The sequence below is a fragment of the Gemella sp. GL1 genome, assembly GCF_013415365.1.
GTDB lineage: Bacteria > Bacillota > Bacilli > Staphylococcales > Gemellaceae > Gemelliphila.
In genome coordinates this window covers 15,528-40,125 of record NZ_JACBYB010000009.1, presented here as the reverse complement: position 1 = coordinate 40,125, position 24,598 = coordinate 15,528, and the positions used below count along the sequence as shown (strand labels likewise).

Below are 24,598 nucleotides of genomic sequence, written 5' to 3'. Positions count from 1 at the left end.
TTAATTTAGAAGGTATGTGTAATGGATAGTATAAAAACAATACAAAAAAAAGAAGTAGGAATACTTTTGGAGTTTATAAGAATTTGCGAAAAACATAATTTAAGATATTATGCTCTTGGTGGGACTTTATTAGGAGCTGTAAGACATAAGGGGTTTATTCCTTGGGATGATGATATTGATTTAGGAATGCCTAGAGAAGATTATGAAATTTTGATGAATTTACCCGAAACAGAATTTAAGAATCCTTATAAATGTATATCTGAAAAAAATACACCATCATTTACAAAAGCTTTCATAAATATTCAAGATACAAGTACAAAGATTAAAATGACTTATAGTAACGTAGCTCATCTACAAAGCATATGGATAGATATATTTCCAATAGATGGGATGCCGGAAGGTAAGTTTTCTAGGTTTATTCATGAGAAGACGTACTTGTTTTCTAGAATGTTGGTTCAATTGTCACAGTTTGATAAAATTGTTAATCAGAACAAAGATGATAGACCTTTTATTGAAAGAGCTTTGATTAAATTTGCTGAAGTAACCAAGATAGAAAAGATACTACCTTATGAAAAGTGTCAAAAATATTATATAAAGACATTGTCAAAATATAATATGACAGAAAAGTACTCGGGTAACTTATCGGGTGCTTATAAGTTAAAGGAAATAGTACCTACATCACATTTTGGAAAGGGGTCTTATCTAGATTTTGAGACTGTTAAGATAAGGGTACCTGAGAAATATGATTTGTATTTAAGTGCTATATATGGTCCTAACTATATGGAGCTTCCACCAGTAGAAAAGAGAGTACCACATCAATATGATATAATTGATTTAGGAGAATAAAATACAATTTAGGAGAATTTTATGAATATAGCAATAATAATAGCGGGTGGTTCGGGGTCTAGAATGGGCCAAGATATACCAAAACAATTTATAAATGTATATGATAAACCAGTAATAATTTATACATTAGAATCATTCCAAAGAAATCCCTTAATAGATGCAATAGAAGTTGTGTGTATTGATGGTTGGCATGATGTATTATGGGCTTATGCAAAGCAGTTCAATATTGATAAACTTAAATGGGTTATTTCTGGTGGAGAAACAGGGCAGGAATCAATTAGAAACGGGGTATATAATTTAAAAGATACAGTTTCTGAAGATGATATTGTAATTATTCATGACGGAATAAGACCTTTAGTGGACGACAGTGTATTAGAAGATGTAATTGCTAAAGCTAAAAAATATGGAAATGGAGTAACCTCATTACCTTATAATGAACAAATTTTTGTAATAGATGAAGATGATGAAAATACTACTCAAAAATATGTTGTAAGAGAAACCTTAAGACGTGTAGCAACGCCACAAGCATATAATTATAATTTATTATATACTAAGTATCAGGAAGCATTTGATAAAAAGATAGGGATTTATGGTTCATCATATACTAATACTATGATGGTAGATTTAGGAGAGAAGTTATATTTTGCCAAGGGATCTGATAAAAATATTAAGCTAACTACAAAAGATGATTTAGAAATGTTTAAGGCATATCTAAAATTAGATAAAGATAAGTGGCTTAAATAGGAGAAGATTATGGGGATTTTTAAACATAAATTATATTTAGATGATGTTAACTATGTAGCAAACTTAGACCTGGATTGGTCTAAGTTTCAAGACTCATCTATTTTAATATCTGGAGCAACAGGTCTTTTAGGTTCATTTTTAGTAGATGTTATAGCTGAAAGAAATGAGAAAACAGGACTTAATTGCAAAATATATGCATTAGGAAGAAATGCAGATAAAGCTAGAGAAAGATTTTCTTATTTTGATAAAAAATATTTTGAGTTTATACCTTATGATATTAATGAGCCACTTAATTTTAAGGCTGAAAATTTAGGATATGTAGTTCACCTAGCCTCTAATACGCATCCATTACAATATGCCAGTGATCCAATAGGAACAATAACTACTAATATTATTGGTCTAAAGAATATGTTAGATTTATGTGTAGATTTTAAGGTTAAAAGATTTGCTTTTGCATCTACGAATGAAATCTACGGAGAAAATAGAGGTGATGTAGAACTTTTCGATGAAGATTACTGCGGTTATATAAATTCTAATACCTTAAGAGCAGGATATCCAGAATCAAAAAGAGCTGGAGAAGCACTGTGTCAAGCTTATAAAGAACAAAAAGGCTTAGATATAGTAATACCTAGATTTACACGTTCTTACGGACCAACTATTTTGTCAACAGACAGTAAGGCAATAAGTCAATTTATCTTTAAAGCCATAAATAATCAAGATATAGTACTTAAAAGCGAGGGTAATCAATATTACTCTTACACCTATGTAGCGGATGCTATATCAGGATTATTAACAATTCTTACAAAGGGAGAATCTGGAGAAGCATATAATATTGCAGATAAATCATCGGACATCACCTTAAAAGATTTAGCAAACTTAATAGCAAAACAAGTAGGAAAAGAAGTTATTTTTGAATTACCTGATGAAATAGAAAGCAAGGGATTTAGTAAAGCAACTAAGGCTAGATTAAATGGACATAAACTTTCCTCTATAGGTTGGAAACCTAGATACACTATAGTAGAAGGTATACAAAGAACTATAGAATTGTTAAAATAGAAATTATTTTATACTCTCTTATCATATGTACATTTATGCTTGTACAGTGTATAGTTATTGACCAACAATTCAATTTTGTTAATCCTCTTGTTGGTTGTAAAGCCATATTAAATATTTTCCAAATAAAACATCTCAATATTTGAGGTGTTTTTTATTAATAATTTACATTTCATAAATTCAGGAATGAAGTAAATTATTAATTATCTTGGTGAATTTTTTATAGATGTATAAAAATAAAAAAAGCCCGAAACGGGACTCATATAAAAATATTTGATTACGGTCTAGCCTTATTTTAACACGTTATGTTATTTGGAATATTTCCAATAACTATATTATAGCATAAAAAAATTAAAAGTCAAATGAAATTTATAAAAATGCTTACAAAAAATAGCCTAGTATGTGCTATAATATAATTAATTATAGTAACATAACAAAGGAGAGAGTTATATGATGGTAAAAGAAAAATCATATTCAATAGGATTAGATATTGGTACAAGTTCGGTTGGTTGGGCTGTTCTTGATCAAGATAATAAACTAATAAGTAAGAGATTTACTGTTAGAGGAAATACTGATAAAAAAAGTATTAAGAAAAATTTAATAGGTACTTTATTATTTGATTCTGCTAATACAGCAGAAGATAGGAGGATAAATAGAACTGCTAAGAGAAGATTAGAGAGAAGAAGAAAGAGAATTATCTGGTTACAAGAACTTTTCCTTAAGGAAATGTCAAAAGTTGATGAAAATTTCTTTGTTCGTTTAAATGAAAGTTTTTATGTTCCAAAAGACAAAAAGTATGATAAGTATCCTATTTTTCAAACTAAGAAAGAAGAAGTTGAGTATTATAAAAAATATCCGACAATTTATCATTTAAGAGATGATTTGGTTAATTCAAAAGAAAAGAAAGATTTAAGATTGGTCTATCTTGCTCTTGTCCACATTATTAAATATAGAGGGCATTTCTTACTAGAAGGAGATATTGACTTAGATTCTTCATCTGTAAATGAAACTTTTGTAAACTTCATTAATGAATATAATAGTGTCTTTAGTGAAAGAGATGATTTTAAATCAATAGAACTAGCTCAAGTTGTGGATGTTGAGGCTATACTTAAGGAAAAATTATCTTCAACTAGAAAGCAAGAAAAAATTGTAGCTACTCTATCATTAAATAAAAAGAATGATAAGTTATTAATCTCCTTCTTGAAACTTATTACAGGACTAGAAGTAAATTTCAAGACAGATTTTTCTTTAGAAGAAGATTTTAAATTTAAGATTGCATCAGATGAATATGATATGAAGTTAGAAGAATTGTTAGGGAAAATAGGTGATGAATATTCAGACTTATTTGCTTTAGCTAAATCTGTTCATGATGGGGGAATTTTGTCAAATATTATTTCAGGTGCGAATAAAAAATCTAAGGCGAAAGTTTCATCTGCCATGATTGATAGATACAATACTCACAAAAATGATCTAAGATTATTAAAAAAATTCTTTAGGAAGAATTTTGAAGAAATTTATGTAGAGTATTTCAAAGATGAAAGTAAAAATGGATATGCTGCTTATATTAACGGAAAAATAAGTGAGTTAGAATTTCAGGCATATACAAAAAAGTTTCTTCAAAAATCGGAATCTGCAGACTATTTTTTAACAAAAATAGAGCAAGGAGATTTTTTAAGAAAACAAAGAACTTATGATAATGGAGTAATTCCTCATCAATTACATCATAAGGAATTAGAAACTATACTAAAAAACCAATCTAAGCATTATCCATTTTTAGAAACAGAGTTTGATAAAATTAAGAAGTTACATACCTTTAGAATACCTTATTATGTAGGACCATTGGCACAAAAGGATAATAAAGGAAATTTTGCTTGGATAGAGAGAAAATCTGATGAAAAGATTAGACCTTGGAACTTTGAAAAAGTAGTAGATACTACAGCTTCAGCAGAAAAATTTATTACTAGAATGACAAGTTTTTGTCAATATCTACCAGAAGAAAAAGTTTTACCTAAAAAAAGTTTAATTTATGAAAAATATATGGTTTTTAATGAATTAACTAAGGTCAAATATGAAAGAGATGGAAGAGTCAACAATTTAACAAGTAAGCAAAAATCAGAAATATTTAATAATATCTTTAAACAAAAAGTGAAAGTTAAGGAAAAAGATATAGAGAATTTCTTGTTAAGTGAATATAATCTTGATGATATTAAAATTATAGGTTTAGATAATGGTAAATTTAATTCTTCTTTTGCAACATATCATGATTTAAGAAAGATTGAATCATTGGCCAATATTATTGATAATGCCGAATATGAAGAAGTGATAGAGGATATTATAAAAACTTTAACTGTTTTTGAAGATTCTTCAATTATTAAATCACAATTAGATAAGTATAAATCACTTATTTCTGATAAGGATATTAACACTTTATCTAAGAAGAAATATACAGGATGGGGAAGATTGTCAAAAAAATTATTAGTAGGTTTATATGACAGGGAAAGTGGTAAGAATATTTTAGACTTCTTAATAGATAATCAACCTGATAATCGCAATTTGATGCAGTTAATTAATAGTGATGACTTGGATTTTAAGAATGAGATTACTAAAAATCAAAAGCTAGAATATCAGAAAAACTTCTCAGAAATAGTTGCTAAACTACCAGGGTCACCAGCTATTAAAAAGGGTATCTTGAATGCTCTAAAAATAGTAGAAGAAATTATTCAAGTTATGGGAGGACAAGCGCCTAAGGATATTGTTATAGAAATGGCTAGAGAAGTTCAAAATAGCAGTAATAGAGCCCCTCAAAGATTAGAAAAATTAAAAAAAGGTATTGATGAGTTGGGAAGTGATATACTTAAAGAATATCCAGTTACTAACGCTGAATTGCAAAAAGAAAAATTATATTTATATTACTTACAAAATGCCAAAGATATGTATACAGGGGATCCTATTGACTATAATGATTTTAATAGTTATGATATAGACCATATTATACCTCAATCATATATTAAAGATAATTCTATTGATAATAAAGTATTAACTTCTTCAAAAGAAAATAGAGGTAAAACTGATGATGTTCCTAGTAAGGAAGTAGTGACCAGAATGAAATCTACTTGGGAAAGGCTACAAAAAGCAGGGCTTATTAGCGAAAGAAAATTCTTAAACTTAACTAAAACTGAAAGAGGAGGAATAAGTAAAGAAGATAAGGAAGGATTTATTAATAGGCAGCTAGTAGAAACGAGACAAATTACTAAATATGTAGCAAGTATATTGGATAATAAGTTTAATTCTGCTCATTATAAGGATAAATCCAATGATAGATTGGTAAATATAATTACCTTGAAGTCGGAAATGATATCTAGATTTAGGAGATCTTTTGGGTTTTATAAGGTAAGAAGTCTGAATGATTTTCATCATGCTCATGATGCATATTTGGCTGTTTTAGTGGCATCTAGTCTTTTAACTGCCTATCCAAAATTAAAATCTAGGCTCCTTTATGGTGATTACAATGCTTATAGAAGTTATGGACGTAATAAAGCAGATTACGAGAGAAAATTCTTGGATAATATTTTAAAATTCTTTGAAATAGATCCTAAGAAAGAAGCAATATCGGAAGGGAAAAAATATAATATAAGTTTCAATAAGTATGTAGAAAAAGTATTGTACAATAGTCAAATTAATATTGTTAAGAAAGTAGAAAAACAAAAGGGTTCTTTCTCAAAAGAAACTATACTTTCTGCTGGAGATTCAGATAAGTTAATAGCAAGAAAAACACGTGATTTTTATTTATCGCCAAGCAAATATGGGGGTGTTAATACTCCTGTAATAGCCTATACACTAGCTCTAGTTGGGTACAAAAAAGATAAATCTAAAAATCTCGTGAAAGAATTATTGGGTATTAGTGTTATGGATAGGACTAAATTTGAAAAAAATCCTATCGAGTATTTGAAAGATAGAGGATATTCGGAAATCAAAGAATATATAATTCTTCCTAAGTATAGTCTTTTTGAGTTAGATAATGGTAGAAGAAGAATGTTAGCTAGTAGTAAGGAACTTCAGAAAGGAAATCAATTTAGATTGAATAAAGATTTAGTTGAATTATTATATCTTTCTGAGAATTACTCTAGGATAAGTGATAAAGCAGTACTTGAAAAGGTAGAAAAATCTCGAAATATGTACGAGGATTTACTAGAAGAAGTTATAAAATTTGAAAATAAAAATATCCTAGCAGATACTAATATGGAGAAAATAAAAACTACTTTTGAAAAAAATAAAGATGGAGATATATCTTTATATGCTGAATCTTTTGCTAATTTATTGAAGTTGACATCTATGGGAGCGCCGTCTGCTTTTAAATTTTTTGGAGAGAGTATAGGTAGAAGAAGATATACAACTACAAAAGATATAAAAGAATGTCTGGGGGCTACCTTAATAAACCAATCAATAACAGGTTTATATGAAACAAGGATTGATATGTCTAAATTAGGTGAGGATAAGTAAAGTGGGATGGAGAACTTTGTTGGTTAATACACATTCTAAATTAGCATATCAGAATAATCATTTAATATTTAAATCTGTTGATAAGACGGAGATGATACATCTATCAGAAATAGATACTCTTGTCCTTGAGACGACAGATATTTCTATTACCACTATGCTTATTAAAAGGCTTATGGATGAAAAGGTATTAGTAATTTTTTGTGACGATAAAAGATTACCTATTGCTAATATATCTCCATTTTATGCAAGACACGACTCTAGTTTACAGATTTCTAAACAATTGAGTTGGACTAATGAAAGAAAATCTATTGTTTGGACTAAGATTATAGCTAATAAAATATCTAATCAGGCCGAATTTTTAAGAATTAATGATTTTGAAGAAAAAGCTAAGTCCTTAGATAGATTATATGATGAATTAGAAGTCTTTGATCCTACAAACAGGGAGGGACATGCAGCTAGAATTTATTTTAATACTTTATTTGGGAATGATTTTTCAAGGCAAGATAATTGTGATATAAATATTGCTTTAGATTATGGATACTCATTACTACTATCTCTTTTCTCTAGAGAGATAGTAGTAACAGGTTGTTTAACTCAATTAGGCTTAAAGCATTCCAATCAATTTAATCAATTTAATTTAGCATCGGACTTAATGGAAGCATTTAGACCTATAGTGGATGAAATAGTATATGAGAATAGGCATTTGAGCTTTATTGATATGAAGCCAAGATTATTAAAAATATTTGTGAGAACTTTTAGATTTAATAATAAAGATATGTACTTATCTAATATGGTTTCGGAATATGTAAAAAAAGTAGTAAAAAATTTAAATAGTGAAAAGATAAGAGAGTTACCAGAATTTAGGATATGAGTTACAGGTTTATGAGAATGATACTTATGTTTGATATGCCTACAGAAACTGCTTTAGAAAAAAAAGCATATCGTCAATTTAGAAAATTTTTAATAAATGAAGGATTTATAATGCATCAATTTTCTATTTATAGTAAATTGCTTTTAAATTCTTCTGCATCTAACCTTATGTTGGAAAGATTGAAAGAGAATAATCCTAAAAAAGGGGATATTAGTATATTAATAGTTACAGAAAAACAATTTGCTAGGATGATATATTTATCTGGTGATAGAAATACATGTTTGGCAAATACTGATTCAAGATTGTTGTTTTTAGGAGAGGATTATAGTGAAAAAGATTAGTATTAATTTTCCAGTACTTGATAAAAAAATTAGTTTTGAGGACACTAATATACTAGTAGTTGAATCCAGAGAGCTTTTTTCAAAGTTAAGTCAATGCTTGTATATGTTTGATGAGCAAGAATATTTGAAAATATTTGATGAATCTTATAAAAAATTAAAGTCTAGTAATTTTTTATGGATAAGTGATATTTATTCATTTGATATTAATTCTGCTCAGATATTAAAATCTATCTATGCAAGTATAGAGTATAATTTAAACGAGAAGTTAGATGTTAAAACAAGAGTTGAAAAATTAGCCTCGGAGATAACGAATATACTATCTTATGAATTTCTAGAACAAGATTTAGATCTGGAGTATGATGAAATTACTATTTTAGAATTGATTAAAGTATTAGGTGTAAAAGTAGAAGTGTGTACAGATTCTCCTTTGGATAGACTTTTTGAAATAATGAAAGTTTATAAATTTATATCTAGAAAGCAACTTTTAATTTTTCAAAATATTGGTGTATATTTTAGCAAGAAAGAGATTGAATCAATTTTAGAATATGCAAGATTATCCAATATTAATCTACTTGTGTTAGAAGCAAGAAAATTGTATGACTTTAAACAATATGTGTTAGATGAAGATTATTTTCTAACTTTATCAGAATGAGTACAATACTTGTTATATCAAGGTTTGATTATTGCTGATAAATATAAAATTTGCTATAATTAAGTTAATGAATATTAAAGTGAACTATTCAAAATTGTATCCTGTTAAGCGAGTAACGTGATTACGAAATTTTGTAGAATTTTAAGCTACGAGGTTTTAGAGTTATGTTATTTTGAATGGTTCCAAAACTCGCTGAATTTGGCATTCGGCACCTAATGGGTTTTAGAGTTATGTTATTTTGAATGGTTCCAAAACTAATTTATCCCGATTCAGCGCCAGCCGATTGTTTTAGAGTTATGTTATTTTGAATGGTTCCAAAACTGGATTACTTAACTTTACAATTAACGCGTGGTTTTAGAGTTATGTTATTTTGAATGGTTCCAAAACAAGTTTATAGTGTACAGACACCCGATGTATGTTATAGGATCAGTAAATAACTACATATACTATTTTATGTAGAAAAAACGAGAGTAAAATTTACGCTCGTTTTTATCTTTTATTTTTTCCAATTTTCCATTGTGCATATATTACAATGCAAGCACCTAGAAGAACAGGTAAATAGTAGACTACTATTTGATTTACTAAGGCTGCATTGTTGATTAGTTCCTTAGAAACTAATATTGAGAAGAAAGTTATATATAGAAATTCACTAATTCCAACTCCACCTGGAATAGGAAGAGATGACACACAAAATAGTATTAAAGCTTGAATTGTTATGAATTTTATTATGCTTGCGGAGTTTAAATTCATTGCTAAGCTTACTATATAGGTAATTGAAAATCGTATAGTAAGCTGTAGTATATAAATTCCTATAATAATAGTTAGAAGTTTAGGGCTATTTTTGAATAGATTGGAACATCTGTGATAATCTTCTATTACTTCATCTACCTTAGCACGTTTTTCTTTTTTCTTTTTAACAAATTTAATTTTATTTATTATTTTTTTGAATATAAAATCTATGATTTTAGGGAAAAATCTCTTTGAAAATACAGCTCCTAGTATGAACCCTAGTAAAATAAGGTTACTTATTAGAGCAAGTATAAATAAAAACTTTACCTTAGCAGTCTGTTCTAATAATAAATTGTAATTTAATATAGAGGATATTGTTGTTAAAATTATCAAAGCAATTTGGTAGCCCATTAAACAAAGTACGATAGATAGGGAGGATTTTGAGATCTCAATTTTATCTTTTTTCATAAAATACATCTGCATAGGTTGGCCTCCAGATGATGATGGAGTTATAGCAGAAAAATAAAAACCTATAAATGAATATTTTATTAATTGTAGAAATTTTGTTTTTTGTCCAAGTCTTTTAAAGATTATTTTAAAGGCCATACTTTCACATATTATGTAGATAAAAGCTAGAATAGAACCCAGAATTAAGTAGCTATAATTTAGCTTGGAAATTAGCCCATATAATTGACCAGGACTATAATCCTTCAATAATAAATAAAAAGTTATTGATATAAGGGCTAGAAATATGATAATATACTGTAATTTTTTCCCTTTACTTAACATGTACTAACTCCTTAATTTTTTCTACATAGTTAGTATCTAAATTATTTTTAATTTTTTTCATATTTTTTGACATTTCTTTTAATTCATTGTTTTCTATAATAGAATTTATTAAATCATAAGGATCTTTAGGATTATCCCACATTATTTTTGCTGAAGCCATTTTTTCTAAATATTTGGCATTATTTGCTTCTTGTGGTAGGAAAGGAACATAGGTAAGAATAGGAAGTTCTGCAAATATTGCTTCGAAACTTGTAATTCCACCGGTTTTGGTGATTAATAGATCTGCTTTTCTAAAGTAGTCATCTACTGTATCAGTAAATGTTATAGAATTAATTTTTGGATGATTATTTTTTAAATATTGATATAATTTTTTATTTTTTGCACATAATACGGTGGTTTCTATATCAGCTCTAGATTCTATTTTTTTATAAAATTCTTTGTCAATAGGTATGTTCCCAAGTCCCCCACCCATAAGAAGGAGTTGGAATTTATCAGTTATAATTTTTTCAAATTTATAAAAGGATTCTTTAACAGGAATACCAGATACTAAAATTTTATCCTGATCAATACCAGAGTTAATTAAATAATTTTTAACTTCTTGAATAGGAGCTAACACTAAATCGCTAGCAGGGCAAACCCACTCGTAGAAATAAGATATATCAGTAATACAAGTTACCAATTTAGTTTTTGTTTTATAATTTTCCTTATATAGGGCAAAGGCTTTTGATATTTCGGGTAAGGTGGATATTACAATATCACAAGCTTCTTCCTTAATAATTTTATCTAATTTTTTAGACATTGTGTATGATGCAAGTGGGGTAGACTTATTATTTGCTACTATTGGATAAAATTTAGCAAATAGTTTTGGAATTTTTGTTGTTAATAATTTGAAAGAAGTGTATAAAAATTTATGACTGATAGGAAAGGAGTACTCTACAAAGTCTAGTACTTTAATTTTTTCTATATCATCATCTTTCATTAATTGTTCTTCTATAGCTTTGGCAGCCATAAAATGCCCCATACCATACTTTCCACATAGTATTAGAATTTTCATATAATCACCATCCTGATAAAAATTATAGCATAATAGTCAAGTGATTTCTAATATATTACAAGCTATATTTTAATAGAATTTATTGAATTCACATCTTGTTTTTAATTCTTTTATGTGGTATAATAATCACTGTAGTATCTCGCCAGTATGGCGGAATTGGCAGACGCACTGGACTCAAAATCCAGCGAGCTTAGCTCGTGCCGGTTCGACCCCGGCTACTGGTATTACAAAGGCCACTTTAGTGGTCTTTTTTTATAGAATATACATTAAATTTGAAATATATATTCCAAATATTATTAAAATTTACTATAAATATTAGACATATTTTTAAAATACTGTATTGCCAAAAACTTTAGAGTGTAGTATAATGAGGAATAGTATAAGATAATATATTTGTTTATATAGGGAGTGTGATTGCTAGTGGTAGTTACGTTATTTACATCCCCTAGTTGCACGTCTTGTAGAAAAGCAAAAGCATGGCTAGTGGAGAATAATATAGAATTTAAAGAAAGAAATATTTTTTCTGAACCACTTACTATTGAAGAAATACGTAATATTCTATCTATAACAGAAGAGGGAACTGAAGATATCATATCCTTCAGATCTAAAACTTTTCAAAAATTAGATATAGATATTGATTCTTTATCTATGAATGAATTGTATAAAATAATACAAGATAATCCTGGAATGCTTAGGAGACCTATTCTAGTTGATGAGAAAAGATTGCAGGTAGGGTATAATGTTGATGAAATAAGGAGATTTTTACCTAAAGAAGTTAGGGAGAATCAATTAAGACAAATTAAAGAAGGTTATTAAGTAGTGATACTTACATACTGCTTTAGTACAATTTTTAGAGGTTGATGTTTGTATCAACCTTTTCTTTATGTGATTATTAAAAATAAGGGAGGATTTTTATGGAAAAAGAAAATAAATTTTTAACTGGGGAAGCCCACTTTATAAAACTTATTGAGAAGAATACGTCTTCTTTACTATTTGAGACGGAAGATGGTCAGGGTGTAGTTTGTAATGAATCTGATGTCGAATCAATAGATAATTATGAGCTAGGTGAGGAGTATTCGATGTTTATTTACCCGTCTAGATCGGGAAAATTGTTCGCATCACCTTATTTACCAGAAGTTATGGTCGGAACTTATGGCTTTGCTAAAGTTGTAAAGGTTACTGATGAGGGAGCTGGATTAGATATTGGTATTTCAAGAGAAATTTTACTTGTTGCAGAAGATTTACCAAAGCTTAGATCAGTATGGCCAGTCGAAGGAGATGAGTTATTTGTTACTTTAAGACGTGATTATTCTGGGCAATTATTTGCTAGATTGGCTACGGAAACAATTGTAGAATCTATGTATTCTAAAGGAGAAAAATCTCTATTTAATACAGAAATAGTGGCTTATCCTTATAGACTTATGAAAGTAGGGACATTTTTACTTTCTAAAGAGGGTTATAAGATATTTGTTCATGAATCTGAGCGTAAAAAAGAGCCTAGATTAGGTCAAGAAGTATCTGTTAGGATTATTGGAATTAAGGATGATGGATCTATGAATGCTTCTTTCTTACCTCGTGCCCATGAAAGAATTGACGATGATAGCCAAGCAATTCTTGATTACATTGAAAATAATAATGGCTATTGTGAATATAGTGATAAATCTAAACCAGAAGATATCAAGGCAGTTTTCGGTATGAGCAAGGGAAGTTTTAAGAAAGCTGCAGGTAGATTATTTAAAAATAAAAAAATAACTATTGAGGAAGATGGATTATATAAAAGAAAGGGTAGATAGTAAAAATTACTAGCTATTTGTTTGGGAAATGAGACTTACATTTTTAGGGACTGGTGCAGGTTTACCCTCTAAGAATAGACACACACAGTCTATGGTTTTCAACTTTATGCAAGAGCTTAAGGAATGTTGGATGTTCGATTGTGGTGAAGCTAGTCAGCACCAGATTATGAATACGACTATAAGACCAGGAAAGATAAAAAAAATATTTATTAGTCATATGCATGGTGATCATATTTTAGGGCTTATTGGTTTTTTAACATCTAGAACATTTTTGCTTAGAGAAGATGGATCTAATTTGCAAATTTTTGGACCAGTAGGAATTAAGGAGTATGTGGAGTCTAATCTTAGAATGATAAAAGCATATCTTTCTTATGATATTGACTATGTTGAATTTGATTCTCAGCAACAGCAAGTGATTTATGAGGATGATAAGGTAAAAGTTGAAACTTTTCTCTTAGACCATACTATTGAGTCCTATGCTTTTAAGATTTCTTTTGAGAGAAAAAAAGGAAATTTGTTGGTAGATAAACTTAAAGATTTAGGTATTACGCCAGGGCTTATATATAGAGAAATTAAGCAACATGAAACTTTTGAGTTTGCTGGTAAATTTTATAATTCTAGCGATTTTATGACACCGGATTCTAAAGGTAAAGTTATAACAATTTTATCTGATACGGCTTACTTTGATAGATTAAATGATTTTTTATCTGGAACGGATATTTTGGTTACGGAATCAACTTACTTATCTGCTCTTGATAAGGATCTTGCTTTAAAGCATAAGCATATGTCAATCGAAGATATTTATGAATTTAGAAAATATAATAGATTTGATCAAATTTACTTAACTCATATAAGTTCTAGATATATGTATGATTTTTTAAAAGAATTACAGGAAGAACTTGATGAGAAGAATATGTATATAGTTAGTGATTTAAAAGAATTTAATATTTAAGGAGATTTTTATGCTGAATTTTGAAGAGAAAACTATAAATAAAAAAGTTATTTTTGATGGTAAAGTTTTAAAGTTAGAAGTGCATAATGTAGAACTTACTAATGGAGAGCAATCTGTTAGGGAATTGATTTATCATAAGGGAGCTGTTGCTATATTAGCAGTTACAGATAAGGATGAGGTTTTACTAGTTGAACAATATCGTAAGGCTGTAGAGCAAATGACACTGGAAATTCCTGCAGGAAAACTCGATCCTGATGAGGAAAGAATTACTTGTGCAATAAGAGAACTAAAGGAAGAAACAGGTTATCTTGCTAAAGAAGAGGATGTAATTAAAATATATGATACTCACCTAGCAATAGGTTATTCTTCTGAACTCATTACTTTATTTGCTGTAGAAAACTTATCTGATAAAGATAAGGGAGAACTTTCTTTAGATGAAGATGAGTTTATTAATGTTAGGAAGTACAAATTAGAAGATGCTTTTAAATTAATAGATGACAATGTAATAACTGATAGTAAAACTTTGTTAGCTTTAGGATGGCTTAGAAATAAGAGAAGAGCATAGAATATGGAATTAAAAAAGAGTGAAAAGTTTCTATTATTGATAGCTAATATTGTTTTTGTTTTATATATTGCTTTTGTACTTATTTGGATAAAAGACTTTAAGGAATATGCGAGTAAGGATTATTTAAGTGCTAAGATGGTTGATCAGATTAGGCAGCAAACTCAGCTTACAATGGATTCTGCTAATATATCTAGTAAAGATTTATCCTATGTTTTAGAAATAATGGGACAATTAGCTTATGTTTATTTGGCTGTGTTTTTATTGTTATTTATACTGGTTATTTTGGGACAATTAAAATTAAGTAATCATTATATATTTGGATCTATTTTACTAGTTTGGTCCATATTTTTAACAGTTTTTAGTTTGGGTATATTATTTATTACATGTTTAATATATTTCTTTGTAGGTATGAAAATAATTATAGAAAGATCCTCTAGGATTAAAGGAGATAGGTTGTAAGACCTATCTTTTTGTTTTAGGACAAGATAATGTTAATTATTGACCTTATATTTTATAAATATTATAATAATAGTAATTTAGATTATAAAAGGAGGAACTGTTAATGAAAAAAAGATTTATTTTAATAAGTCTATGTTTATCTATGTTTCTTTCATTAAGTTCTAATCACAGGCAAATTTTTGCTAATGAACAAGCTAGCGCTACAGTTTCTCACACAAAAGAAGAATTTAGAAGTAGGCTTACCATTAAGGAAGATAATAAGGTGGTTTATAGTGGACAAGTGAACAGTGAAGTAGATTCTAATGGAAGTCAAGTTGTGTTAGATTATGCTAATTTAAAAAAGTATACAGTTGATAGGTTTTATAGTTATGATAATGCCAAAATCCGGGTTGATGGTAAAAGTATTGCTTTAGAAGATGGTAAGCTAAGATTAGATAAGACTGCTAAAGAAATTAGTATTCAACTCGCTAAAAGAAGTGATTTGTGGAATAAGGTAAATCTTATTTATCCACAAGAAATTGATAAAGTTAAACGAGAAATAGATGTAAAAACATATTCTTCTTTTGAAGACTTTAGATTAAATAATCAAGCTATTCTTAATAAATTACCTAGTCCTAAGGAAAATTATAGTTTCTCTCACTATGATGTTAATGGAAATAATCTGGCTACTTATAATGGTATTATTACTAGTGATTTGAATATAAAGGGAATATATAATACAAAAATAATTTTTAAAACCTATAATGATAAATTAGATGATTATGAGTTTAAAACAGGAGAGAAAATAGATGTTAATTTAGCTAGATATGATAGAAATGATTATGACACAGTTTCCTATGATATTATAAATAATGCTAGTAGCAAATTAGTTAAGAATATTAGTAGAGAAGAACTCGAAAATATGGTAGTTGAAGATAGTATTACTGTTATTCCTAAGTATGAGCCGAAAAAGTATAAGGTAATGGTTAGGCAGGATAATTATAATAAGCGCTTTGGTAAGATTGATGAATCTTTGGAGAACTATGATATAGAGTGGCAAGCTAATATGCCTTTATCAGGATTGCTTAGTGAATTAAGAAGTAAGATAAAACCAAACGATGGCTATGAACTACAGTTTAGGATTAATAAAAAAGAGGTAGATCCTGGGCAATTTCTTCAAGAAGAAACGCTTTTAGAAATATATTTTAAAAAGAAAGAAGGTTCCTGGGTAAATGTTAAATTTACCGGTGAGGGAATAGATAAATTTTTATCAGATGGTCAAGAAGTTCTTGCAGGTAATAGAATAGATACTATTAACTTACCAACCAGTCAAGGTTCCAATAAAGAATTTGTCGGTTGGACGGCAAATAGAGAATATAAATATCAAATAAAAAATAAGACAATACTTAAAGAAAAAGATTCAGTAATAAAGACAGTAGATTTACCCCATGTTGTAGCTACTAAGGATCAAAATTTAGTTTTTAAAGCTAAATATCTTGAGAATTATAAGGTAAGACTTACATCCAATGGTTTAGGGAATGTTTTGTTAACAAATTCTGATAATGTTTTTAATGTTAAAGAGGGAACTTTAATTAAGAATAGCATTGGAAATAAGAAATTGCTTATGCTTCCTAATGCACATTTCCAATTTTCTCATTTAACTGCTGATCATGCAGTCATGATTAGGAATGAGAGTGGTGCTGTGAAATTAGTGGCTGCGGGGGAGAAATTTTCACAACAGGATTTTTATAATATAGTAGGATATAGAGATCTTAATATTAAGTCTCACTTTAGTCTCTATAAGGGAGAGCTTTCACTAGATAATTCATTAATTAGTAATGATGATAGTAATTTATTATCGTTAGAATTTGATAAAAATTATAATAGTACTTTAGAAGATGCTTTGGGTCCTCTAAATTATTTACGCTAAGGAGTATAATATGGAAAATTATTTAGATCAGGTATTAAAAGATAAAGCAGCTAATTATTTTATGACGGTAATTGATACAGTATTAGAATATAAAGAAATGATGCTTGCTTACGATTGTGCGATTAGAGAAATAAAAACTAAGTTTGATATTTTAAACTCGGAATTTAAGATTAGGCATAAAAGAAATCCTATTGCATCGGTAAACACTAGGTTAAAGAGTAATTCTTCTTTAATGGAAAAGGTAAATAGACGTGGTCTTAGTACAGATGTGGCAACTATAGAGGAACATATTGAAGATATCGCAGGGGTAAGAATAATTTGTAATTATATAGATGATATTTATAAAATTGCAGATGCTTTTACCTCTCAGAATGATGTAGAATTGCTTAAAAAGAAAGATTACATTGCAAATCCTAAGGAAAATGGATATAGGAGTCTGCATCTAATAGTTAGAATCCCAGTTTTCTTTGCTGAAGAAATTAGGAAAGTAAAGGTTGAGGTTCAAATTAGAACTATTGCTATGGATTTCTGGGCTAGTTTAGAACATCAAATGAAATATAAAAAATCTAACTTGGAGTCATTTACTGAAATTTCCGCTAGACTTAAAGAATGTGCTGAAAATATTGCTAAAACTGATAAAGAGATGCAAGAAATAAGACGTTCTATAGAAGGGATTACGCTAAAAAAATCTGAGGAAGAAATTTTTGTGGAAAAACTTAAAAAATTAGATATTTCATTAAATTAAAAAGACGGGATTAATACCCGTCTTTTTAATTTACATCTTTTTGATTTTTACTTTACTTACCATTAGGTAGGATAAAATAATCATAATAGCGGTAAGTATGAGTGTATTTACTGAAAAATAACTAATTGACAGGAATGCTAGAAGGCAACCAGCTGCTGTAATTGGAACTCCTGAAAAAAATCCATTCTCCATACTTGTGATATTGAATCTTCCTAGTCTATATGCTCCGCAAGATACGTAGATAGCGGCAACTAAAGCTATAAGCATTAGAAGAAGAAAACTATAATTTGCCGTTTGAGCTTTAGAATATACTAAAAATGCTGGTGCAATTCCAAATGAAATTAAATCACATAGAGAATCTAGTTGTTTTCCTATTTCTGATTCAACGCCTAATTTTCTTGCGACAATTCCATCGTATCTATCGGCAGTAACTGATAAAATAATGAAAACAATGGCGGAATCAAATAATTTATTTGATGTCATAATTATAGATAAAAACCCAAAAATTCCATTGCTCATAGTCAAAGAATTGGGGATCCACTCTTTATTCATACTATAACTCCTTAAGTTAGTTAGTTATATTATAGTACAAATTTTTTCTAATGTCTAAGGAATTCATTAAGATAATTTTGTAAATTCTAGTTCTGAACTAATTGTAATATAGAGATTATAGCTATGTATACGCGCTCACAAAAATTAATCATTTTAAAAGGTTAGGGACTACATATGCTTATTAAAATTATTCCTTGTTTTTTATTTTAATGTAAGCAAGGTATAAATGTTAATAAAAAATGGAGGTGTTTGTAATAATATCACATTAGAAATAAGCTCTTATTGTTTTTAATAAGATAAATTGTTATAATATATATTAATTGTAAGTTGGAGGAAGGTATATGTTAAAGAAGATTAATTATAAGGAATTTATAAAAAAGTTACTTTTGATTTCATTGGGATCTGCTATTTATGCTTTCGCCTTCACTCATTTTATTATACCAAGTAGGATGGCTGAGGGGGGAGGAACAGGGATAGCTTTATTAATTTATTATATAACTGGATTGCAGACTTCAATAGGAACATTGTTAGTTAATATTCCCTTATTTATTTTAGGTTATAAATTAATTGATAAGAAGACAATGTTATTTACTTTGTATGGAATTGTTATGCTTACCTTATGGATAGGATTTTTTGAGCAATATCAAATTATTATTGATCTAGGGGGAGATAGACTTCTAGCGGCTTTATTTGGAGGTATTGTGGCAGGGGCAGGTCTTGCTATTGTATTTTTGAATGGTGGATCGACTGGAGGAATAGATATTTTAGCTATTATAATTAATAAATATTATAATATACCCATAGGAAAGGTTATATATATTTTAGATGCTATTATTATACTTGGAACATTGTTAGTAGTAAGAGAATTTCCACCAATCTTATATACTTTAATATATATATATATTTTAGCTAAAATATTGGATCATTTACTAGAAGGAGGTTTACCTGGAAAAGCTGTTATGATTATTTCTCCTAATATTGAAGAAATTTCTCAGGAAATATCTTCTAACATGGAGAGAGGGATGACTTTTCTAAAAGGAGAAGGATCTTATTCAAGAAAGGGTATAAATATAGGTTATTGTGTAGTATCTGTTAAGGAAATTAAGGCTATAAAAGAGATTATTTACAAAATAGACAAGGAAGCATTTGTTACAATAAACAATGTTCAAGATATTATGGGAGAGGGTTTCTCATTCAAACCTAAAGGAAGATAGTGTAAAAAATAAGTCACAACTAATTTTTTAAGTTGTGGCTTATTTATTATAGTGATAATTTATAAATTTTTTCACAATCTTCTATAGTAAGAATTTCCATTCTTCCTAACTCTTTGTGAATAGCTTGTAGTATTGTTTTAATATCGGATTCTTTAATATTTTTTTCTGCTAATGTGATTGGAGCACCGATTGATTTCCAGAAATTTTGTAGTTTATTAATACCTTCTAAAGCTATGGTTTCATCAGTCTTTTCTTCAACTTTTACATCAAATACATTTACAGCGAATTTTTTGAATTTTGCTGAGTGTTTAGGCATTATGTATTTCATCCAGTTAGGCATGATAATTGCTAATCCTTCAGCATGAGCAATATCGAATACGGCAGAAAGTGCGTGTTCTAACCCATGACTTGCCCAGTCTCCTATATAGCCCCATCTCATCTGTCCATTTAGAGCTATTGTTCCAGACATCATAATATTGGCACGTGCTGTATAGTCTTCTGGATTTTCTAATACAATTGGGCCATAGTGTATTATTTGTCTTAAAAGACCCTCCATCATAGCATCGTGGACATCAGAGTTATCAGCTTCGTTGAAGTATTGTTCTATAATGTGGCTCATCATATCAACAATACCATTAACTGTTTGATTTTTAGGTAGTGTATATGTATACACAGGATCTAATATAGAGAAAGTTGGATAAACCAGACTTGATCCCCATCCAATTTTTTGTTGGCTTTCTAGGTTCGTTATAACTGATCCTGAGTTCATTTCTGATCCTGTTGCTGCGATAGTAAGAATTGTTCCAAAAGGAGTAGCTTTAGTGGGTATATGTTTACCTATAACTATATCCCAAGCAGGTCCATCATAGTGTGCAGCAACAACGATTAGTTTTGCGCAGTCAATAACAGAGCCACCACCTACGGCTAGAACGAAATCTATATTATTTCTTTTGATTAAGTCAGCACCTTTTTGAGCAGTAGTAACACGTGGATTAGGCTCAACTCCGTCAAGTTCAAAAATTTTAAAATCTTTTAGTTCATCTATAATTTTTTTATAAAGGCCGTTTTTTTTGATAGAACCACCACCGTAAACTAGTAATATATTTTTAGCATTTTTAGCTGCAATTTCCGATGACAGGTTTTTTATTTGGTCTTTACCAAAAATTAATTTTGTAGGATTATGAAAAACAAAGTTATTCATGGTAAAATCTCCTTATTGATATTTATTTTTTAAAAATTCTATCATATATTATTAGAGAATTCAATTAAATCTTTTTTTAATTGAATTAGAGAAAGGAATCTATAAATGAAAGTTGTAAAATTGAATGGGGATATTGACATACATATAATTAGAAAAAGAAATAGTAAGAGGATTATTGTTAGGGTAGATAAGCGATCTAGGGTGGTAGGTACTTCCCCTACACATGTTACTTATAGGGAAATATTAAATTTTTCTTTAACAAATATTGAAAAAATAAAAGAAATGTTGAAAGATAGTGAGGCTAGAAATAAGGAATATAATTTAAAATATCTTGATAATGAAATTCATTATGTTTGGGGGAAGGCATATAGATTAAAACTTATTTCAGCGAATTATAATAAGATTGTGTTAGATAGTGAGTTAGTGGTTTATAGTAAATCTTTTGATAGAGAATATATAAAGAAATTACTAGACAAATTTTATAAAAATGAAATTGAAATAATGATTGATTCTTGCAGAGGTAATGCAGAAAGTGAGCTAGGTGTTAAGGTAGCAAAGTATAGAATTCGTGATATGATTTCTAGGTGGGGAACTTGTAATATTAACAAGAAAATAATTACACTTAATTTGCAACTTGCTAAAAAAGATCCTGCTTGTTTGGAGGCTGTCTTCTACCATGAACTTGTACATCTTTTGGAAAGGAATCATACGAAAAGATTTTATGATTTAATGGACGATTATTATCCAAATTGGAGAAATATCGAAAAACGATTACATTCAAGCCCTTATAATGAAAAATAAAGAATAAATTTGACAAAATTTGGAATATAATATAAAATAATTTGTGAGTAATTAATTTATAATTAAATTTTAATTTAGGAGAAATTTTATAATGAAAAAAGTAAGAAAAGCCATTATACCAGCAGCTGGATACGGAACTAGATTCTTACCAGCAACAAAGGCTATACCGAAAGAAATGTTACCAATTATCAACAAACCTACTTTACAATATATAGTAGAAGAGGCTGTTGCAGCAGGAATTGAAGATATTATTATTGTGACTGGGAAGCAAAAACGTGCTATCGAAGATCATTTTGATAAAAACTTTGAATTGGAGTATGAACTAAATAAAAAGGAAAAATTTAATTTACTAGAAAAAGTTAAGCAACCATCAGAATTAGCGAATATTCATTATGTCCGTCAAAAAGAAATGGCTGGACTAGGAGATGCTATTTTGACAGCTAAATCATTTATTGGAGATGAGCCATTTGTAGTATTATTAGGGGATGATATAGTAGTAAATGAACTAGGCGATCCGGCAACTAAACAGTTGGTAGATCAATATGAAAAGACAAATTCTTCAGTAATCGGTGTTCAAACTGTTGCTGATAATGCAACACATCGTTACGGTATTATTGATCCTGCATCACAAGACGATAGATTATATGAGGTTACTAGATTTGTAGAAAAACCTGCACCGGGGACTGCTCCGTCCAATCTGGCTATTTTAGGACGTTATTTATTGACACCTGGAATTTTTAAACATTTAGAGAAAAAATATGTAGGTGCAGGAGGAGAAATCCAATTAACTGATGCTATTCAAATGTTAAATGAAGAAGAAAAAGTTTATGCTTATGATTTTAAAGGTAATCGTTATGATGTTGGAGAAACAGATGGTTTTATTAAAACGACAATTGATTTTGCTTTAAAATCAGAATTAAGAGATGATATTTTGGCTTACATGAAAGAAAAAATTGATGAAAACGAAAAATAATTGATCAGGAGGGAAACCTCCTATTTTTTGTTTTTATATAATTTTTCTAAGATGTATGGTATAATTAAGTATTAAAAAAATTAAGAGGTTTTACATATATGAGACAAAGAAAGACTTTTATCCCAACAACTAGGGAAGTACCAGCAAGTGCTGAGGCTATCAGTCATAAGCTTCTTGTAAAAGCTGGTATGGTTAAGCAAGTATCAGCAGGTGTTTACACTTACTTGCCACTAGCTAATAGAGTAATAGAAAAAATTAAAAAAATAATTAGAGAAGAACATGAAGCCATAGATGCAGCAGAGTTGACATTACCTATTCTTCAAGCTCAGGAATACTGGGAGCAATCAGGACGTTGGAATAAAATGGGTGATGAATTGATGCGTATCAAAGATAGAAAGGGAGGAGCTTACGCCTTACAGCCTACTGCTGAGGAGTTAATCTGTCAAACAGTTGCCAACATGGTAACTTCATATAAGCAATTACCACTATCTTTATACCAAATACAAACTAAATTCCGTGATGAAGTACGTCCCCGTTTAGGTTTATTGCGCTGTAAAGAATTTATTATGAAAGATGCTTACTCATTCCACGACACTTCGGAATCATTAAGAGAAGCTTATAAGACTTATTACAATGCCTACTCAAGAATTTTTGATAGAATGGATCTTAAATATAGGGCTGTTCAAGCAGATTCAGGTAATATTGGAGGATCTTATACTCATGAATTTCAAGCATTAGCAGAAGTTGGTGAAGATACTATTGTTTACACTGATAATTCTGATTATGCAGCTAACATAGAAACAGCAAAAGTTCCGGAAGAGAACTACTCATTAGTAGAATTTGAGAAGAAAGAGAAAGAATTGGTAGAAACACCGAATACAGGAACTATTGATGCAGTTGCAGAATTCTTCGGATTAGAAGTTAATCGTTGTTTGAAAGCTTTAGCTCTTAAAGCAGATGGAGAATTATATCTAGTATTAATGCGTGGTAACGACCAACTGAATGATATTAAATTTATGAAAGCAACAGGAACTTCTGAAATTGAAATGGCAAGTGAAGAAGAAATTGACTATATGGGTGGAGTTGCTGGATACATGGGACCATTAGAAATTAAGAACTGTAAAGTAGTAGCAGATACAGCAGTTAAATACATGTATAACTATACAGCTGGGGCTAATAAGCTGGGTTACCATTATGCTAACATAAATACAGGAGATTATGAAGTTGATGCTTATTATGATTTAAGAATGATTGAAGAAGGTGATTTAGCTGAAGACTTATCGGGACCAGTTAAATTTGCTAAAGGTATAGAAGTAGGGCAAGTGTTTGAGCTTGGTAGAGCTTACTCGGAATCTATGGATATCAAATTCTTAGACTCTAATGGTAAAGCCCAATATTTCTATATGGGATGTTATGGAATAGGGGTGTCACGTCTACTATCAGCAATTATTGAACAACATAATGACGATAAAGGTATTATTTGGCCTAAATCAGTGGCACCATACCAAGTGCACTTACTATGTGTAGATGTTAAGAAAGCAGATCAAGTAGCTTTAGCAGAAAAATTATATGAAGAGTTAAAAGCTAGCAAGATTGAAGTACTATTTGATGACAGACCGGAGCGAGCAGGAGTTAAATTTAATGATGCTGATTTAATAGGAATTCCGCTTCAAGTTGTGGTTGGTAAAAAGACATCTGAAGATATTGTAGAAATAAAAGTAAGAGAAAATAATGAAAAAGTAGAGTATGCAAGTAGCCAAGTTATAGACTTAGTAAAAGAATTCTACAAATAAAAATGTATGACTCACGGCTAGTACGTGAGTTTATTTAATGAATTTATATCTAGTAAGGAGAT

22 protein-coding genes and 1 tRNA gene are annotated in these 24,598 nt (G+C 29.2%); 19 read left to right on the top strand and 4 right to left on the bottom strand.

The features are described from left to right. Window positions 1–21: 21 nt before the first annotated feature. The 7 genes from HZY82_RS01300 to csn2 all read left to right on the top strand — a co-directional run bounded on the left by HZY82_RS01300 (window position 22) and on the right by csn2 (window position 9,007). Entirely contained in the window at window positions 22–846 is an 825-nt protein-coding gene (locus tag HZY82_RS01300) for a LicD family protein (RefSeq protein WP_135156484.1), read from the top strand. Window positions 847–867: 21 nt separating this feature from the next. After that, the gene (locus HZY82_RS01295) at window positions 868–1,590 is read left to right on the top strand and encodes an IspD/TarI family cytidylyltransferase (protein WP_135156485.1); all 723 of its coding nucleotides are present in this window, start codon (window positions 868–870) and stop codon (window positions 1,588–1,590) included. 9 nt (window positions 1,591–1,599) lie between these two features. Next, window positions 1,600–2,646 carry an NAD-dependent epimerase/dehydratase family protein gene (locus HZY82_RS01290; protein ID WP_135156486.1) on the top strand — a complete coding sequence of 349 codons (1,047 nt, stop codon included), beginning with the start codon at window positions 1,600–1,602 and terminating at the stop codon, window positions 2,644–2,646. A 447-nt stretch (window positions 2,647–3,093) separates the two neighbouring features. Then, complete coding sequence (gene cas9 / locus HZY82_RS01285) at window positions 3,094–7,143, top strand: type II CRISPR RNA-guided endonuclease Cas9 (RefSeq protein ID WP_218925225.1); 4,050 nt, start codon at window positions 3,094–3,096, stop codon at window positions 7,141–7,143. 19 nt (window positions 7,144–7,162) lie between these two features. Next, a complete protein-coding gene (gene cas1 / locus HZY82_RS01280; RefSeq protein WP_228098204.1) occupies window positions 7,163–8,014 on the top strand; it encodes a type II CRISPR-associated endonuclease Cas1 in 852 nt (283 codons plus the stop codon). An 11-nt stretch (window positions 8,015–8,025) separates the two neighbouring features. Then, window positions 8,026–8,355: a CRISPR-associated endonuclease Cas2 gene (cas2, locus tag HZY82_RS01275; RefSeq protein ID WP_305040833.1), complete on the top strand. Its 330-nt coding sequence runs from the start codon at window positions 8,026–8,028 to the stop codon at window positions 8,353–8,355. Then, window positions 8,342–9,007, top strand: a complete 666-nt coding sequence (csn2, locus tag HZY82_RS01270; RefSeq protein WP_209304981.1) for a type II-A CRISPR-associated protein Csn2 — start codon at window positions 8,342–8,344, stop codon at window positions 9,005–9,007. Before cas2 ends, csn2 begins: the two co-directional genes overlap by 14 nt. Before the next feature lie 489 nt (window positions 9,008–9,496). Here csn2 and HZY82_RS01265 read toward each other — a convergent pair whose 3' ends face one another. Both HZY82_RS01265 and HZY82_RS01260 read right to left on the bottom strand, forming a co-directional pair. Continuing rightward, window positions 9,497–10,525: a lysylphosphatidylglycerol synthase transmembrane domain-containing protein gene (locus HZY82_RS01265; protein ID WP_135156489.1), complete on the bottom strand. Its 1,029-nt coding sequence runs from the start codon at window positions 10,523–10,525 to the stop codon at window positions 9,497–9,499. Then, window positions 10,515–11,579, bottom strand: a complete 1,065-nt coding sequence (locus HZY82_RS01260; protein WP_135156490.1) for an MGDG synthase family glycosyltransferase — start codon at window positions 11,577–11,579, stop codon at window positions 10,515–10,517. The genes HZY82_RS01265 and HZY82_RS01260 overlap by 11 nt, the downstream gene beginning before the upstream one ends. 141 nt (window positions 11,580–11,720) lie before the next feature. Here HZY82_RS01260 and HZY82_RS01255 point away from each other — a divergent pair. From HZY82_RS01255 to HZY82_RS01220, 8 genes are all read left to right on the top strand, one after another. After that, window positions 11,721–11,803, top strand: a tRNA-Leu gene (locus HZY82_RS01255). Window positions 11,804–11,999: 196 nt separating this feature from the next. Beyond that, complete coding sequence (gene spxA / locus HZY82_RS01250; RefSeq protein WP_179938449.1) at window positions 12,000–12,395, top strand: transcriptional regulator SpxA; 396 nt, start codon at window positions 12,000–12,002, stop codon at window positions 12,393–12,395. A 98-nt stretch (window positions 12,396–12,493) separates the two neighbouring features. Continuing rightward, window positions 12,494–13,372, top strand: a complete 879-nt coding sequence (locus HZY82_RS01245; RefSeq protein ID WP_135156495.1) for a CvfB family protein — start codon at window positions 12,494–12,496, stop codon at window positions 13,370–13,372. 28 nt (window positions 13,373–13,400) lie between these two features. After that, window positions 13,401–14,324: a ribonuclease Z gene (rnz, locus tag HZY82_RS01240; RefSeq protein WP_135156497.1), complete on the top strand. Its 924-nt coding sequence runs from the start codon at window positions 13,401–13,403 to the stop codon at window positions 14,322–14,324. A 10-nt stretch (window positions 14,325–14,334) separates the two neighbouring features. Beyond that, entirely contained in the window at window positions 14,335–14,889 is a 555-nt protein-coding gene (locus HZY82_RS01235) for an NUDIX hydrolase (protein ID WP_179938447.1), read from the top strand. 3 nt (window positions 14,890–14,892) lie between these two features. Then, window positions 14,893–15,348, top strand: coding sequence for a DUF4064 domain-containing protein (locus tag HZY82_RS01230; RefSeq protein WP_135156499.1), 456 nt, complete (start codon window positions 14,893–14,895; stop codon window positions 15,346–15,348). Between the two features lie 103 nt (window positions 15,349–15,451). Next, entirely contained in the window at window positions 15,452–17,257 is a 1,806-nt protein-coding gene (locus HZY82_RS01225) for a hypothetical protein (RefSeq protein WP_135156501.1), read from the top strand. 10 nt (window positions 17,258–17,267) lie between these two features. Continuing rightward, window positions 17,268–18,002 carry a GTP pyrophosphokinase gene (locus HZY82_RS01220; protein WP_135156503.1) on the top strand — a complete coding sequence of 245 codons (735 nt, stop codon included), beginning with the start codon at window positions 17,268–17,270 and terminating at the stop codon, window positions 18,000–18,002. A gap of 30 nt (window positions 18,003–18,032) precedes the next feature. Here the strand turns inward: HZY82_RS01220 and pssA are convergent, their stop codons facing one another. Then, a complete protein-coding gene (gene pssA / locus HZY82_RS01215; protein WP_135156505.1) occupies window positions 18,033–18,554 on the bottom strand; it encodes a CDP-diacylglycerol--serine O-phosphatidyltransferase in 522 nt (173 codons plus the stop codon). A gap of 341 nt (window positions 18,555–18,895) precedes the next feature. Between pssA and HZY82_RS01210 the strand changes: the two genes are divergently transcribed. Then, window positions 18,896–19,768: a YitT family protein gene (locus tag HZY82_RS01210; protein ID WP_135156507.1), complete on the top strand. Its 873-nt coding sequence runs from the start codon at window positions 18,896–18,898 to the stop codon at window positions 19,766–19,768. A gap of 46 nt (window positions 19,769–19,814) precedes the next feature. On the opposite strand, the gene HZY82_RS01205 is transcribed toward HZY82_RS01210, so the two are convergent. Beyond that, window positions 19,815–20,969 carry an iron-containing alcohol dehydrogenase gene (locus HZY82_RS01205; RefSeq protein WP_179938445.1) on the bottom strand — a complete coding sequence of 385 codons (1,155 nt, stop codon included), beginning with the start codon at window positions 20,967–20,969 and terminating at the stop codon, window positions 19,815–19,817. A gap of 105 nt (window positions 20,970–21,074) precedes the next feature. Between HZY82_RS01205 and HZY82_RS01200 the strand changes: the two genes are divergently transcribed. From HZY82_RS01200 to HZY82_RS01190, 3 genes are all read left to right on the top strand, one after another. Next, window positions 21,075–21,770, top strand: a complete 696-nt coding sequence (locus HZY82_RS01200; protein WP_179938443.1) for a M48 family metallopeptidase — start codon at window positions 21,075–21,077, stop codon at window positions 21,768–21,770. A gap of 91 nt (window positions 21,771–21,861) precedes the next feature. Further along, window positions 21,862–22,743 carry a UTP--glucose-1-phosphate uridylyltransferase GalU gene (gene galU, locus HZY82_RS01195; protein ID WP_135156512.1) on the top strand — a complete coding sequence of 294 codons (882 nt, stop codon included), beginning with the start codon at window positions 21,862–21,864 and terminating at the stop codon, window positions 22,741–22,743. Window positions 22,744–22,841: 98 nt separating this feature from the next. Then, the gene (locus HZY82_RS01190) at window positions 22,842–24,536 is read left to right on the top strand and encodes a proline--tRNA ligase (protein ID WP_179938441.1); all 1,695 of its coding nucleotides are present in this window, start codon (window positions 22,842–22,844) and stop codon (window positions 24,534–24,536) included. Window positions 24,537–24,598: the final 62 nt, after the last annotated feature.